14 protein-coding genes are annotated in these 14,260 nt (G+C 69.2%); 5 read left to right on the top strand and 9 right to left on the bottom strand.

The window, feature by feature from the left end:
* Positions 1-16: 16 nt before the first annotated feature.
* Positions 17-445 carry a nickel-responsive transcriptional regulator NikR gene (gene nikR, locus HZS54_RS24000; protein ID WP_179909399.1) on the bottom strand — a complete coding sequence of 143 codons (429 nt, stop codon included), beginning with the start codon at positions 443-445 and terminating at the stop codon, positions 17-19.
* 190 nt (positions 446-635) lie between these two features.
* Here nikR and HZS54_RS23995 point away from each other — a divergent pair, with 190 nt between their 5' ends.
* The gene (locus HZS54_RS23995) at positions 636-2,558 is read left to right on the top strand and encodes a beta-CASP ribonuclease aCPSF1 (protein ID WP_179919598.1); all 1,923 of its coding nucleotides are present in this window, start codon (positions 636-638) and stop codon (positions 2,556-2,558) included.
* Between the two features lie 120 nt (positions 2,559-2,678).
* Positions 2,679-3,728, top strand: coding sequence for a PAS domain-containing sensor histidine kinase (locus tag HZS54_RS23990; RefSeq protein ID WP_179919597.1), 1,050 nt, complete (start codon positions 2,679-2,681; stop codon positions 3,726-3,728).
* 6 nt (positions 3,729-3,734) lie between these two features.
* On the opposite strand, the gene HZS54_RS23985 is transcribed toward HZS54_RS23990, so the two are convergent.
* Both HZS54_RS23985 and pan1 read right to left on the bottom strand, forming a co-directional pair.
* Positions 3,735-4,202 carry a twin-arginine translocation signal domain-containing protein gene (locus tag HZS54_RS23985; RefSeq protein WP_179919596.1) on the bottom strand — a complete coding sequence of 156 codons (468 nt, stop codon included), beginning with the start codon at positions 4,200-4,202 and terminating at the stop codon, positions 3,735-3,737.
* Between the two features lie 58 nt (positions 4,203-4,260).
* Positions 4,261-5,472, bottom strand: a complete 1,212-nt coding sequence (pan1, locus tag HZS54_RS23980) for a proteasome-activating nucleotidase Pan1 (RefSeq protein ID WP_179919595.1) — start codon at positions 5,470-5,472, stop codon at positions 4,261-4,263.
* Between the two features lie 250 nt (positions 5,473-5,722).
* Between pan1 and HZS54_RS23975 the strand changes: the two genes are divergently transcribed.
* The 3 genes from HZS54_RS23975 (at position 5,723) to rad50 (ending at position 10,213) form a co-directional block, all read left to right on the top strand.
* On the top strand, positions 5,723-5,989 hold the full coding sequence (locus tag HZS54_RS23975; protein WP_179919594.1) for a MarR family transcriptional regulator: 267 nt from the start codon (positions 5,723-5,725) through the stop codon (positions 5,987-5,989).
* A gap of 163 nt (positions 5,990-6,152) precedes the next feature.
* Positions 6,153-7,517, top strand: a complete 1,365-nt coding sequence (gene mre11, locus HZS54_RS23970; protein ID WP_179919593.1) for a DNA double-strand break repair protein Mre11 — start codon at positions 6,153-6,155, stop codon at positions 7,515-7,517.
* On the top strand, positions 7,514-10,213 hold the full coding sequence (rad50, locus tag HZS54_RS23965; RefSeq protein ID WP_179919592.1) for a DNA double-strand break repair ATPase Rad50: 2,700 nt from the start codon (positions 7,514-7,516) through the stop codon (positions 10,211-10,213). Before mre11 ends, rad50 begins: the two co-directional genes overlap by 4 nt.
* Before the next feature lie 6 nt (positions 10,214-10,219).
* On the opposite strand, the gene HZS54_RS23960 is transcribed toward rad50, so the two are convergent.
* From HZS54_RS23960 to HZS54_RS23935, 6 genes are all read right to left on the bottom strand, one after another.
* Complete coding sequence (locus HZS54_RS23960) at positions 10,220-10,996, bottom strand: YihY/virulence factor BrkB family protein (RefSeq protein ID WP_179919591.1); 777 nt, start codon at positions 10,994-10,996, stop codon at positions 10,220-10,222.
* Between the two features lie 166 nt (positions 10,997-11,162).
* Positions 11,163-12,074, bottom strand: coding sequence for a hypothetical protein (locus HZS54_RS23955; RefSeq protein WP_179919590.1), 912 nt, complete (start codon positions 12,072-12,074; stop codon positions 11,163-11,165).
* 36 nt (positions 12,075-12,110) lie between these two features.
* Positions 12,111-12,581, bottom strand: coding sequence for a DUF7346 family protein (locus tag HZS54_RS23950; RefSeq protein WP_179919589.1), 471 nt, complete (start codon positions 12,579-12,581; stop codon positions 12,111-12,113).
* 65 nt (positions 12,582-12,646) lie between these two features.
* Complete coding sequence (locus tag HZS54_RS23945) at positions 12,647-13,030, bottom strand: DUF7322 domain-containing protein (RefSeq protein ID WP_179919588.1); 384 nt, start codon at positions 13,028-13,030, stop codon at positions 12,647-12,649.
* A 72-nt stretch (positions 13,031-13,102) separates the two neighbouring features.
* Entirely contained in the window at positions 13,103-13,309 is a 207-nt protein-coding gene (locus HZS54_RS23940) for a DUF7331 family protein (RefSeq protein WP_179917549.1), read from the bottom strand.
* A gap of 180 nt (positions 13,310-13,489) precedes the next feature.
* Positions 13,490-14,242, bottom strand: coding sequence for a DUF7504 family protein (locus HZS54_RS23935; RefSeq protein WP_218927096.1), 753 nt, complete (start codon positions 14,240-14,242; stop codon positions 13,490-13,492).
* Positions 14,243-14,260 lie beyond the last annotated feature (18 nt).

Below are 14,260 nucleotides of genomic sequence, written 5' to 3'. Positions count from 1 at the left end.
AAAGCGCAGAGGAGGGTCAGTCGATGTCGGCCAGCGGGCCGAAGTCGTCGACGGGCAGCACCGAGTAGTCGACGGTGAGCGTGTCCTTCGTCGCCCGGATCTTGCCGACGAACGTCGAGATGTCTTCGAGCGACCCCTCGAGGATGAACAGTTCCATGCAGTGGTGGCCGCCGACGTGGCTGTGGAAGTTCGAGGCGACGAGGTCCTCGTGTTCGTGGCGGAGGTGCATCATCTTCTCCTCGACGGTCGTCGTCTCGTAGTCGAAGACGACGGTGATGACGCCCATCAGTTCGCGGCCCTCGAGTTTCTTGTCCTCGAACTCGCCGAGGAGGTTCCGACTCGCCTCCCGGACCACTTCGCTCCGACCGGTGTAGCCGTGGTCGTCCGCGAACTGGTCGATCCGTTCGAGCAGTTCCTCCGGCATCGAGACGCTTACGACGCTCATATAACAATACACGGGCCAAGAATTATTAAAGGCTATTACTCGCCTCGCGCTCGCGGGGCGGCCGTCCGGATCCGGCCGTTCCGGAAGGGAAGATTCTTACTCGCGCTCGAACTGAGTCTAGGTATCGACCCGGTAGCCGTCGGGTTTTTCGGCGGTTCTCGCGGCGCGGACCCGGATCCGAAGGAAACGCATGAAAACGACACACGATTCGATCGACGAGATCCACGCGCAGATCGACGAAGAGACACCGGACGACATCGAGATATCGAGCGTCCAGTTCGAGGGGCCGGACCTGGTCGTCTACTCGCCCGACGTGGAGACGTTCGCCGAGCGCGACCGGCTCGTGCCGAAGTTAGCGAGCACGTTCAAGAAACGCATCACGGTCCGTCCGACCGCGGACGCGCTCGTCCCCGAGCGGGAGGCCGAGGGGACGATCCGCGACACGATCCCGGACGACGCCGGCGTCCAGTCGCTCGACTTCGACAGCTCGACCGGCGAGGTACACATCGAGGCCGAGAAACCGGGGATGGTGATCGGCCGTCACGGCGAAACGCTCGAGGATATCAGGGCGGCGGTCGGCTGGACGCCCGAGGTGGTCCGGACGCCCCCGATCGAGTCCTCGACGGTCTCGAACGTCCGCAACTTCCTCAAGGGGGAGCGCGACGAACGCCGGACGATCCTCGAAGAGGTCGGCCGGGAGATCCACAGCCCGACGACGACCGACGAACAGTGGGTCCGCGTCACCACGCTGGGCTGTTGCCGCGAGGTCGGCCGCGCCTCGTTCCTCCTCTCGACCCCGGAGACGCGGATCCTGATCGACTGCGGCGACAAGCCCGGCGCCGAGGGAGAGGTACCGTACCTCCAGGCGCCCGAAGCGCTCGCGGCCGGCCCGGACTCGATCGACGCCGTCGTGTTGACCCACGCCCACCTCGACCACTCGGCGCTGATCCCGATCCTGTTCAAGTACGGCTACGACGGCCCCATCTACACGACCGAGCCGACGCGGGACCTGATGGGACTGCTCCAGCTCGACTACCTCGACGTGGCCTCGAAGGAGGGCCGGACGCCGCCCTACGACAGCTCGATGGTTCGGAAGGCGCTCAAACACACGATCCCCGTCGAGTACGGCAACGTCACCGACATCGCCCCCGACGTGAAGTTGACGATGCACAACGCCGGGCACATCCTCGGGTCGGCCGTCTCCCATTTCCACGTCGGCGAGGGGTTCTACAACGTCGCCTTCTCCGGGGACATCCACTACCGGGACACCCGCCTGCTCGACGGCGCAGTCAACGACTTCCCGCGGGTCGAGACCCTGATACTGGAGTCGACCTACGGCGGCCGCGACGACTACCAGACCGACCAGGAGGACTCCGAACGCAAGCTCGAGACGGTGATCAACGAGGCCCACGAGAAGGGGGGGAAGATCCTGATCCCCGCCTTCGCCGTCGGGCGCTCCCAGGAGCTCATGCTCGTGCTCGAGGAGGCCATGCGGGAGGACCGGATCCCGACGATGCCGGTGTACCTCGACGGGATGATCCGCGAGGCGACGGCGATCCACGCCGCCTATCCGGACCACCTCCGGGAACGGCTCCGCGAGCGGATCCTCTACGAGGACGACAACCCGTTCCTCGCCGACCAGTTCCGCCAGGTCGACGGCGGCGAGGAGATGCGCCGGGACATCACCGACGACGAGCCCGCGATCGTCCTGACGACCTCGGGGATGATCACCGGCGGCCCGATCATGTCCTGGCTCCGCCTGCTCGGCGGCGACCCCGAGAGCACGCTGGTGTTCGTCGGCTACCAGGCCGAGGGGACGCTCGGCCGCCAGATCCAGCAGGGCCGCGACGAGATCTCGCTGAACGACACGAGCGGGCGCGGCGCCGACCGGGTCGCCCTGAACATGGGCGTCGAGACGGTCGACGGCTTCTCCGGCCACGCCGACCGCCAGGGGCTAGAGAACTTCGTCCGCACGATGAACCCCCGTCCGGAGACGGTCCTCTGTGTCCACGGCGACGAGTCGTCGACCGACCACCTCTCCTCGGCGCTCTACGAGGAGTTCGGCATGCGAACCGTCGCGCCGAAGAACCTGGAGACCTTCCGGCTGGGGTAGCCGGTCTGCGCCCTCTCGCCGCCGTCTCTCGTCGACCCCGACCGCCGTCCAGCAGTCGTAGCTATCGGCCAAATTCTTTAGGCCCGTCTGGTAACCGACTGGAACCACAACGATCGGGGAATGAGTGTAATCCGGGGCGTAACGCTCCCGTCGGCGTTCGACGACCTGGATGTGGGGATCACCCTTCACGACCCCGAGAGCGGTGCGATCCTGGACGTGAACGAGCGTCTGGAGCGGCTGTACGGCTACCCGGCGGCGGAGCTTCGGGAGATGTCGGTCGGCGAGTACACCGCGCCGTCGACCAAGTACACGGAGGCCGAGGCCACGCGGCGGATCCGGGCGGCCGCCGCCGGCGAGCGCCAGAGCTTCGAGTGGCAGGTCGAGCGCGCGACCGGCGAGTTGCGCTGGGTTCGGGTCCGTCTGAGTCCGACGACTATCGACGGGGAGGAGTGCGTCCTCGCGGAGATCGACGACATCACGGAGTACCGGACCCGCGAGCGGCGGCTGCGCCTGCTCAGTCGGATCGTCCGGCACAACCTCCGCAACAGGATGAACCTCGTGCGGGGGCGCGCGGCCCACCTCGGACAGGCCGTCGACGACGAGGCGCTGTCCGCCGAGGCGGAGTCGATCGCGCGAGTCGCCGACGAGGTCGGCGGTCTCAGCGACTCCGTCACCCAGATCGAGGAGATGGCCGAACCCGACGCGACCGAGCGCGAGCCGACGAACGTCCGCGCGGTCGTCGGGCCCGTCGTCCAGGGCGCCCGCGAGTCCTATCCCGACGCGGCGCTCTCCCTCGTCGTCGACGAGAACGCCTGGCTGATGGCCGACGAGGGGCTGCGCTACGCGCTCGAACACGCCGTCGAGAACGCGATCGAACACAACGACCGCGAGTCGCCGACCGTCGAGGTGACCGTGTCCGCGGACGACGACGGCCAGTGCGTGATCCGCGTCGCCGACGACGGGCCGCCGATCCCCGACGTGGAGACCGACGTGCTCGACGGGACCGTCGCGGCCAGCAGCACCTACCACGGCACCGGCGTCGGCCTCTGGGTGATGCAGTGGTGCGTGAACTCCCTCGGTGGCGAACTGTCCTTCGGGGAGAATCACCCGCGAGGGAACGTCGTCACCATCTCGCTCCCGCGGGTCGACGAGTCCGACGCGAGCCGCTGACCCGCCTCAGTGGGTCGTCGGGGGCGTCCCGGTCGCGACCGGTGCGTCCGCGCACTGGTCGTTCGGCTCCGGGACCGAGTTCTTCCAGAGGGTCGCGGAGTCGTCCTCGACCTCGAAGTCGTAGTGGATGTAGTTCCCGTCGGCCAGCTCCGCGGAATCGCCCCGCCTTCGACCGTCGCGTCCCTCGACGCGCGCCCGAACGAGAAACGGCGCCGGTTCGGCAGGCCACGTCCGCTCGATCCACTTCCGAGAGGCCCCGGACTCGTCGTGCCCGGCCAACTCGACCGACTCCCAGGCGACCAGCTCGCCGTCGCGCTCGACGAGAACGTGGACGGTCTGGGCGGCCGCGGCGTCGTTGGTCACGCTCAGGCAGTTGAGGACCGGGGCCGAGGGGCCCGTGCCGAGACAGCCGGCGGTCGCGGACAGCGCGGCCGCTCCGGTCGTCGCGCGGAGCAGGTCCCGTCTGGAGGGCATACCGAAACTGACAGCGAACGCGAAAAAACGGTTGCGGTCGTGACCGACGACCCGGGCGTCAGGCGAAGGTGCGCGAGACGTCCTCGTCTTCCTCCTCGGCCTGGATCTTGTCCCAGGCGTCGAGGAAGTCCTGCATACGGACCTCGGTGCGGTCGTCGCGGATGGCGAACATGCCGGCCTCGGTGCAGACGGCCTTCACGTCGGCCCCGGAGGCCTCGCCGGTCATGTCGGCCAGCTCCGCGAAGTCGAGCTCCTCGTCTAAGTTCATCTTGCGCGTGTGGATCTTGAAGATCTGCTCGCGGCCCTCCACGTCGGGCTTGGGCACTTCGATCAGGCGGTCGAAGCGACCCGGGCGGAGGATGGCGCGGTCGAGCATGTCGAAGCGGTTGGTGGCGGCGATGATGCGGACCTCGCCGCGCTCCTCGAAGCCGTCCATCTCCGAGAGCAGCTGCATCATCGTGCGCTGGACCTCGGCGTCGCCGGAGGTCTTCGAGTCGGTCCGCTTGGCCGCGATGGCGTCGATCTCGTCGATGAACAGGACCGACGGCTCGTGCTGGCGGGCGAGTTCGAACAGGTCGCGGACGAGCTTGGCGCCCTCGCCGATGAACTTGTGGACGAGTTCCGACCCGGCCATCTTGATGAACGTCGCGTCGGTCTGGTTGGCGACGGCCTTGGCGAGCATCGTCTTGCCGGTGCCGGGCGGGCCGTGCAGCAGGACGCCGCTCGGCGGCTCGATCCCGACTTCCTCGAACATGTCGGGGTTCTTCAGCGGCATCTCGACGGTCTCGCGGACCTCCTCCAGCTGGTCCTCGATGCCGCCGATGTCCTGGTAGGTCACCTCGGGCGACTCCTCGACCTCCATGACGCGGGCGCGCACGTCAGTCTCGTCCTCGAGGCTCTTGACGATCGAGAGGGAGTTGTTGACGGCGACTCGCGAGTCCGGTTCGAGGTCGTCGCGCATCTCGTCGGTGACCTCGGTGATGGCCTCCTGGTTGTTGCCGTGCTGTTTGATGATGACGCCGTCGTCGGTCAGCTCCTGCACCGTGGCGACGAACAGCGGCGACTGCTTGAGCTTCTTGTTCTCGTGGGTGAGCCGTTCGAGCTTCTGCTGGTACTTGTTGTTCTCCGCGTTGGCGTCCAGCAGCTTGTCCCGCATCTCCTCGTTCTGCGACTCGAGCACCTCCAGGCGCTCCTCCAGCGCCTCGATTTTGTCCTGTTGGGACGCGTCGTCGTCGTACGGCAGGTCCACCTCGTCCACGGTGTCGGTCATTACACCCCTGCTAGCGGATGGGATAATAAGAGGTTTCGGGTCGGTCGGGTCACTTGCCGATCGGAGGGATATCCCGAACGCCCGGCGCTGTCCCCCGATTCTCCCGGTACCATCATGTGATATGTTACCGTAAAACTTCCCGTCCTCGACCGGCCGGACACCGGGGGCGCGGTTCTTGCCGATAGATTCATAGAGGTAATTATTCGAAACGGGAAATATTATTAGGCTGTATCCAGAAGCGGAAGATAGCATGAGTACGTCAGAAACTGCGGAGGCGGAATCGGTGGCCGAAGAGGGCTGGGACGCCGTTCGCGACCTGCCGCCGAGCGCGAAACTGGTGGCCAAGACCCTGGAGTACAACGACGCGCTGACCCAGAGCCAGCTCGCCGAGGAGACGCTGCTGCCCCCGCGGACCGTCCGCTACGCGCTGAACCGGCTCGAAGACGTCGACGTGGTCAGCTCGCGGTTCTCCTTCGCCGACGCCCGCAAGCGGATCTACACGCTCGAGATCGAATAGTCCCGCTCCCCGAACTGCCCTCCGCCCGAGCCGCTCTCCACGTTTTTTGGCCGTCCCGTCACCCGGATTCGCCGAACCGCGGAGTAGGTCGACCGTACCTCCGGAGAACACTTTCACCGCGCTCGCGACACCTCTTTAGGCCGGGGTTTCGTACCCCGCCGTAATGACGCGCGTGATACACACCGGGGACACCCACCTCGGCTACCGGCAGTACCACCGGCCGGAGCGCAAACGGGACTATCTCGACGCGTTCCGACAGGTGGCCGACGACGCCGTGGCCGACGACGTCGACGCGGTCGTCCACGCCGGCGACCTCTTTCACGACCGGCGGCCGACCCTCGACGACATCATGGGCGCCCTCTCGGTCCTGCGGACGCTCGACGACGCCGGCGTTCCCTTCCTCGCCGTCGTCGGCAACCACGAGGCCAAACGCGAGGGCCAGTGGCTCGATCTCTTCGAATCGCTCGGCCTCGCCACCCGGCTCGGCCCCGACCCCGTCCAAGCGGGATCGACGGCCTTCTACGGGCTCGACTTCGTCCCGCGGTCGAAGCGCGAGGGGTTCGAACTGGACCTGGACCCCCACGACGCCGACCACGCCGCCCTGGTCACCCACGGACTCTTCGAGCCGTTCGACTTCGGCGAGTGGGACCCCCGCGAGATCTTCGCGACCACCGACGTCGAGTTCGACGCGCTCCTGCTCGGGGACAACCACCACGCCGAGACGGCGCAGATCGACGACACCTGGGTCACCTACTGCGGGTCGACCGAGCGCACCAGCGCCGCCGAGCGCGACGAGCGCGGGTACAACGTCGTCGAGTTCGACGGCGAGGTGGACATCCGTCGCCGGGGGCTGGACACCCGGGAGTTCGTCTTCGTCGACCTCGAACTGGGCGAGGGCGAGGGCGTCGAGCGCGTGCGACAGCGCGTCGGCGAGTACGACCTCGAGGACGCCGTCGTCGTCGTGTCCATCGACGGCGAGGGCGAGCCGGTCACCCCGGCCGCAGTCGAGGAGTTCGCGCTCGACCGCGGGGCGCTGGTCGCCCGCGTCACCGACCGCCGGGAGACGGCCGACGAGACCGAACGGGAGGTCTCCTTCGCCGACCCCGACGACGCCGTCCGCGAGCGCGTCCGCGAGTTGGGCCTCAGCGACGCGGCCCGCTCGATCGACGAGACCGTCCGCGCCAGCAAGGTCGCCGACTCCAACGTCGACGACGTCGTCCAGGACGAGGTCGCCGACCTCGTCGAGGACGGGGACCCCGCGGCGTTCGAGTCGGTCGATCCGGGTGACGAGGAGACGGACGGCGAAGCGAGCGCGACCGACGACGACGGACCCGAAGCGGCCGAGACCGACGGCGACGGCGCGGTCGCCGCGAGCGCGGCGGCCGACGGCGGTGACCCCGCCGACGAATACGGGGATACCGACACCGAATCGGGCGGCGATGCGGAAGCGCCCGAGACTGGCGAGAGTGGAGACGAGAAGTCTCCGGGAGACGGGGACGGCCAGGCCACCTGGGGTGAGTTCGAGTGAGGTTCGAGCGCGTCAGGCTGTCGAACTTCAAGTGCTACGACGACGCGGACGTGCGCCTCGACCGCGGCGTGACCGTCATCCACGGCCTCAACGGCAGCGGCAAGTCCTCGCTACTGGAGGCCTGTTTCTTCGCCCTCTACGGGTCGAAGGCACTGGACAACACCCTCGACGAGGTCGTCACCATCGGCGCCGACGACGCCGAGGTCGAGCTCTGGTTCGCCCACGACGGCGACGCCTACCACGTCGAACGGCGCGTGCGGAACACGGGCGAGCAGGCCCAGACGGCCAAGTGCGTGCTGGAGGGGCCCGACGGGACCGTCGAGGGCGCGCGGGACGTGCGCGCTCGCGTCGAGGAGCTCCTGCGGATGGACGCCGAGGCGTTCGTCAACTGCGCGTACGTCCGCCAGGGCGAGGTGAACAAACTCATCAACGCCAGCCCGGACGAGCGCCAGGACATGCTCGACTCGCTGCTCCAGCTCGGCAAACTGGAGGAGTACCGCGAGCGCGCCAGCGACGCCCGCGTCGGCGTCGACCGCGTCCGCCGGGACAAGCGCGGGTCGCTCTCGCAGCTCGACGACCAGATCGAGGCGAAAGAAGACGAGAACCTCCACGCTCGACTCAACGACCGCAAGACCGAGCTGGAGGAGGTGACCGCGGAGATCGAGCGCTTCGAGCAACAGCGCGAGAAGGCCGTCGAGACGCGCGACGGGGCGGCGGAGATCCTCGACAGCTACGAGGAGAAGCGCGCGGAGCTCGACGACCTCGAATCGGACATCGAGGAGCTCCGGGAGGCCATCTCGGAGACCGAGCGCGACCGCGAGGAGCTGGCGGAGACGATCGCCGACCACCGGGAGACCCGGGAGGACCACCGCGACGAACTGGGCGATCTGCTCGGCGAGACCGAGCTGGACGGGAGCGCCGACGACCCGCCCGAGCCGGCCGCCGTCGACGACCTGCTCGACGACCTCGCCGAGCGCGACGACGAGCTACAGGAGACGCTCCAGGAGGTGACCGCGGAGGTGTCCGAGCACAGCACGAAAGCCGAGAATCTCCACGAGACGGCCGACGACCTCGAATCGCAGGCCGAAGCGAAGCGCGAGGAGGCCGACGACCTCGAATCCGACGTGGCCGAGACCCGGGAGGCGCTCGGCGACCGCCGCGAGAAGATCGACGACCTCGCCGAGCGCATCGAGGCGCTCGAAGGCGAGTTCGACGACGCGCCCGTCGAGTTCGGCGAGGCCGAGTCGTTCCGCGGCGAAGTCGCCGAGGAGTTGAGCGAGGTCCGCGAGACCGTCGCCAGCCTCGAATCGGACGTGGCGAACCAGCGCGAGCGGATCGAGGAGGCCGAGGACCTACTGGAGGAAGGCAAGTGTCCCGAGTGCGGCCAGGACGTGGACGGCTCGCCCCACGTCGAGTCGATCGACGACGACCGCGAGCGCCTCGCGGAGCTCGAAGCCGACCTCGAAGACGCTCGCGGGCGTCGCGACGACCTCGAAGACCGCCTCGAGGAGGCCGAGCGGCTCGTCGAGGTCGAGGCCGAGGCCCGCGAGTGTCGCACGAACCGCTCGAACGTCGAGCAGCTGGTCGACCAGCGCGAGGCGACGCTCGAAGAGAAGGTCGAGCAGGCCGAAGCGAAGCGCGATGAGGCCGACGACCTCGAATCCGAGGCGGCGGAGAAGCGCGAAGCGGCGGCGGACCACGAGGACGCCGCCGCGGAGTCCCGCGAGCGGGTCGGCGAGATCAACGGCGAGCGCGGGACGATCCGCGACCGGCGCGAGCGGCTGGAGCGCGTCGACGAGCTGCTCGCCGCCGTCGCCGACGCGACCGACGCCGTCGAGCGCCTGCGCGACCGGCGCGAACAGCTCGAAGAGACCAACGACGAGCGCCGCGAGCGCCTCGCCGAGAAGCGCGAGCGCCGCTCGGAGCTACAGGAGGAGTTCGACGAGGACCGGATCGAGGAGGCCCGCGAGCAGCGCGAGAACGCCGCCGACTACGTCGAGAAGGCCGACGCCAAGCTCGAATCGCTGCGCGAGCGCCGCGACGAGCTACAGAGCGCCATCGGCGGCGTCGAGGCGGAGATCGAGGAGCTCGAATCGCTGCGCGAGCGCCGCGACGAGCTGGCCGAGCGCGTCGAGCGGCTCGACTCGCTGTACGAGGAGGCCGAGCAGCTCCAGCGGATGTACGGCGACCTGCGCGCCGAGCTGCGCCGGCGCAACGTCGAGAGCCTGGAGGCGATGCTCAACGAGATCTTCGACCTCGTCTACCAGAACGATTCCTACGCCCGGATCGAGCTCTCCGGCGAGTACGAACTCACCGTCTACCAGAAGGACGGCGAGCCGCTCGACCCCGAACAGCTCTCCGGCGGCGAGCGCGCCCTGTTCAACCTCAGCCTCCGGTGTGCCATCTACCGGCTGCTCGCCGAGGGTATCGAGGGCGCCGCCCCGATGCCGCCGCTCATCCTCGACGAGCCGACCGTCTTCCTCGACTCGGGCCACGTCTCCCAGCTGGTCGAACTCGTCGAGGCGATGCGGGAGTACGGGGTCGAACAGATCCTCGTCGTCAGCCACGACGACGAACTCGTCGGCGCCGCCGACGACCTCGTCCGCGTCGAGAAGGACTCGACCACGAATCGCTCGTCGGTTCGACGGGAGCAGCCCGAAGACCGGCTCGCCGAGGCCGTCGAGGCCGACGACTGACGCCGGTCACGAGGTCTCGACCGGCGTCCCGCGGCGGACGGCGTTGACCGCCGCGCCCAGCAGGACGACGATGCTGGCGAAGTACAGCCAGGTGACGAACACGAGGACGGCACCGATCGCGCCGTAGGCGGCGTAGCGGCCGGCGTTCGACGCGTAGAGTCGAAACCCCACCTGGAGCAGCACCCAGCCGACGGCAGCGACGACCGCGCCCGGGAGCACCGCCGAGACGGACACCTCGACCGGCGGGAGCACGTAGTAGATCGGTAGGAAGGCGAGGGCGAGCACCGCGATCAGGACGACGGTGCCGAGGACGTTGACGAGCGGGATCTCCAGGGAGAGCACCGAGAAGGCGACGCCGACGGCGACGACGAACCCGACGGCGAGCGCGATGCCGACGACGACGACCAGGCCGTCGAGGATCTGGTCGACTATCGAGGACTCCACGTCGTCGACGTAGACCTCGTCGAACGCCTGGTCGAGGCCGCGGAACAGTTTCAGGGCGCTCCAGACCAGCGTGACGAACCCGACGACGCCGGCGGCCCCGCGGCCGGTGGAGGCCGTGAGCGCCTGCGTCAGGCTCTCGGCACCCGACGAGGAGAGCTGCTGGTCGGCCATCGCCACCACGCGGTCGACCAGGGCCTCGCCGCCGACGACCGACGCGACGACGACGGCGAGCAGCAGTATAGGGATGATCGACACGAACGCGTAGTAGGTGATCCCGGCCGCCAGGAAGGTGAGGTTGCGGTCGCGAGCGAGGGCGACGACGGAGCGGACGGTCGACATACGTCAGATACCGGCCGGGAGCGGTTGAAACCGGGGCTGGCGCAGGAAAGGGTCGCGTGGATCACGGGGTGACTGGACACCGAACGCGGCGCCCGCAGATCGGCGGCCGCGGGTGGATACGTTCCGTCCCTCACGCCGTCCCGCCCCGTCTCTGAACGCCCGCGATTCAGGCGATCGCGATCGAGTTGTTCGCCTCGATTTCGATGTCGTCGTTCACGACCCGGATGTCGAGGTCCGACCCGTGCAGGCTCTCGGCGGGGGACAGATCGGGTTCCGGGAAGGTGACGGTCTCGGTCGCGGACCGCTCGTCGGCCTCGACGGAGACCGTGACCGTCGCGGGGAACGAGCAGCCGAGCGGTACCGCCGACTCGAACCGGGCGTCGTCCGGCGTCGCGTCCGCCGAACCCACCTGCGTAGCCTCGGCCGGACCGAGCGACGGCGACGCGGTGAACACCGTCTCGTCTGCCCGGCGGACGGTGAGCCGAGCGTCGACCGTCCTCGGAAGTTCGTTATCGACGTGGCAGTCGGCGGGCTCGGCCCGACACCACCAGCCGAGCGCGTGGCCGACGCCGGCGGTCATGAGCATCGCCCCGCCGACGCTCCCGACGAGGACCGCGCGCCTGTTCCGGCGGACCGTGCCCGCGACCCCCTCCTCGGCCGGGTTCTCACTCGCCGAAGAGAGGCCGGCCCGTCTGAGCGCCCATTGCGCCGCGGCGCCGAGGACGTACAGAACCGTACCGAGGCCGAGCGTGTACGCGACCGCCGGACCGAGCAACTGATCGATACCCGGGCCGGGTCCGACGTACGAGAACAACCGCCAGGCGAACGCGACCATCGGCGGAAACACGGCCGCCCAGACGGTGACGAGTCCGCCGGACCACCGAAACACGAGGCGAGTCAGCCCCGCGGCACCGAGGACGTAGGTGACGACGGTCAGCACCGCGAACCCGGGGCCGGTTCCGAGCACCGCGAGGACGAGTTCGAGCGCGAGCGCGACGACGACACCGACGGCGAAGCCGAGGGGGATCGACCGCGGGCGCTCGCCGACGACGTGCGCTCGCAGTCGGTCCCGGATCATACCACTCCGTGGCGAGCGCTCCGGTAAATGTCTTGGTCAGAACTCGTCGGCGTCCGGGCCGTCTTCCCCGTCCGGGTCACCGCCCTCGGCCCGCATCGCAGCAAGCCCCTCGCTCGCGAGGGCGGTCGTCTCGTAGCCGCGGACGCCGGCCGCGTCGGTCTCGGCGACCAGCCCGGCCGCGCGGAACTCCGAGAGGTGGCCGTGCAGGTCGCTCTCGCAGAGGTCGACCGCGTCCGTCAGTGTCCGCACGTCGACCGGCGAGCGGGCGTCGACCTCCAGCAGGAGCCCGAGCGAGCGGTCGCCGTGGACGGCGCTCGCCACGGCCCTGACCGGTTCGGGCACGGCGCGGCTGGCCGTCTCCAGCGGCGACTCGCCGTCGACGGGCTCCAGGTCGTCGTTGGCGACGTGGCGCCGCTCGCCGGTCTCGGGGTCGCGCACGAGCGAGGCGTCGCTCGACTCCTTGATCAGGACCAGGCGGCGACCGGACTCGTCGCGGACCGTTCGCATGGGCGGCGGTAGCGGCCTCGCGGGGTTAGCGGTTCCGGTCGGCGAGGCTCTCGAAGGATACGCGGTCACTCGCCGACGGCGTCCGGCTCGCCGGCGTCGTCGTCGGCGCGATAGCGGCGGTAGGTGAGCACGCCGTAGGCGAAGGAGATCGCGCCGAGCGCGAACAGCGGGCCGCCCGTCTCCCAGTCGCCCCGGAAGTAGACGAACATCGGCCCGAGCGACAGCGCGAGCAGGGCCACGTCGAAGACGACGACGAGCCGCCAGAACGTCCGCCTGAGCTCCGGGTCCACGTCGGCGTCGAAGTCGTCGTGGTTCGTCTCGACCGACGGCACCTCCACTTCGGGCACGTCAACCTCCGGTATGTCGGGCCCGAGCGAGGACTCGGAGCGTCCGGCCTCCTCGAAGGGGTCCTCGAACGGGTCGTCGTCGCCGTCACCGTCGCCTAACACGTCCGCGAGTTACGCGCTCGCGTGCAAAAGGGTTCCCACTCGGTCGGTCGCCGCGGTCGTCGCGGTCGCCACTCAGGCCATCCGCCCGAGCGCGAGCGCGTCGTCGGCCTCGACCCAGGCGAGCGGGTTCTCCGTGTCGAAGAGGACCACGCCGCCGTCGACCTCGTAGGCGTCCGTGGCGGCGACGCCCTCGGTGTCGGCGGGGGCGACTCGCACGTCCGCGGACGGCTGGCTCTCGACACTGTCCGCCTCGCCGGGTCGCGTCGCGTGGTCCGTCATGGCTTCGAATCCGGGTTTGGTACACCGTGACAAGTATCTTCTGCCTGCACCGACACCGGCGCGGTCCCGCACCGCCATCGGGAGGGCGACCGCGACGAGCGCGTTCGGCGGCCGGCTACCCGCGGTCCCGAAACGGCAGCGGAGACAGTTACAGGCCCGAATCGGCGCGATTCGGGCGCCTCAGAACGTCGTCCACGAGCGGGGGCCGAAGTCGCCGCCCCGGACTCTGAACTCAGAGCCGTCGTCGCCGCGGCGGACCTCGACCATGGCGTCGAACAGCTGTTTGAGCACGTCGTCGGCCGTGCCGCCGGCGCTCACGTCGAGGGTGTAGACGCCGACGCCGTCGACGCTGGCGACGCGGCTCGTCACGACGTGGAGGAACTGGTAGACTCGCTTCACGTCGGCGTACATCAGCAGCGTCGACAGCGAGTGCAGGCCGACCCTCGGGTCGGTCGCGGCGTCGTGGTCCCACTCCCGGAGGACCCCCGTCAACTCGATGCCGACGCCGGTCAGGTCGCCGGGGCTGGACACCACCCGCAGGTCGTCGATCCCCGGGGCGCGGGACCTGCGCTCGCGGCCGGCGCTCCCGGTGCAGTCGACGACCGAGAGGTCCCACTCCTCGGTCTCCGGACGGGTCGCGGCGAACCAGGCGGCCACCTTCCGCGCCGGCTTTTTCGTCGTCACGAACGCGGCCGTCTTCGAGGCCGACCCGCCGACGAGGTCGAACAGCAACCGCCGCTTGCCGGTCATCGCCGGTCCCGCGACCAGGACGCTGGTCCCCGGGTCGACGGCGTCGGGCCGGAGCGGGTCGACGTGGGTCGCCTCGGTGTCCAGGTCCGCCTCCGCGGGGTCCACGTCCGGGTCGGTCGGGTCGACCGCGTCGCCCGCCGGCTCCGCCTGCTCGTCGCGGTCCGGGAACAGCCAGTTGCTCACGGCTACCCGTTTCGGCCT

Origin of the sequence: Halosimplex pelagicum (genome assembly GCF_013415905.1) — an archaeon.
GTDB classification, from domain to species: Archaea; Halobacteriota; Halobacteria; order Halobacteriales; family Haloarculaceae; genus Halosimplex; species Halosimplex pelagicum.
This window is presented reverse-complemented; position numbering and strand designations above follow the sequence as displayed.

Coding starts and splice junctions, on each gene's coding strand:
- nikR (WP_179909399.1), bottom strand. CDS start 445: ATGAGCGTCGTAAGCGTCTCGATGCCGGAGGAACTGCTCGAACGGATC.
- HZS54_RS23995 (WP_179919598.1), top strand. CDS start 636: ATGAAAACGACACACGATTCGATCGACGAGATCCACGCGCAGATCGAC.
- HZS54_RS23990 (WP_179919597.1), top strand. CDS start 2,679: ATGAGTGTAATCCGGGGCGTAACGCTCCCGTCGGCGTTCGACGACCTG.
- HZS54_RS23985 (WP_179919596.1), bottom strand. CDS start 4,202: ATGCCCTCCAGACGGGACCTGCTCCGCGCGACGACCGGAGCGGCCGCG.
- pan1 (WP_179919595.1), bottom strand. CDS start 5,472: ATGACCGACACCGTGGACGAGGTGGACCTGCCGTACGACGACGACGCG.
- HZS54_RS23975 (WP_179919594.1), top strand. CDS start 5,723: ATGAGTACGTCAGAAACTGCGGAGGCGGAATCGGTGGCCGAAGAGGGC.
- mre11 (WP_179919593.1), top strand. CDS start 6,153: ATGACGCGCGTGATACACACCGGGGACACCCACCTCGGCTACCGGCAG.
- HZS54_RS23960 (WP_179919591.1), bottom strand. CDS start 10,996: ATGTCGACCGTCCGCTCCGTCGTCGCCCTCGCTCGCGACCGCAACCTC.
- HZS54_RS23955 (WP_179919590.1), bottom strand. CDS start 12,074: ATGATCCGGGACCGACTGCGAGCGCACGTCGTCGGCGAGCGCCCGCGG.
- HZS54_RS23950 (WP_179919589.1), bottom strand. CDS start 12,581: ATGCGAACGGTCCGCGACGAGTCCGGTCGCCGCCTGGTCCTGATCAAG.
- HZS54_RS23940 (WP_179917549.1), bottom strand. CDS start 13,309: ATGACGGACCACGCGACGCGACCCGGCGAGGCGGACAGTGTCGAGAGC.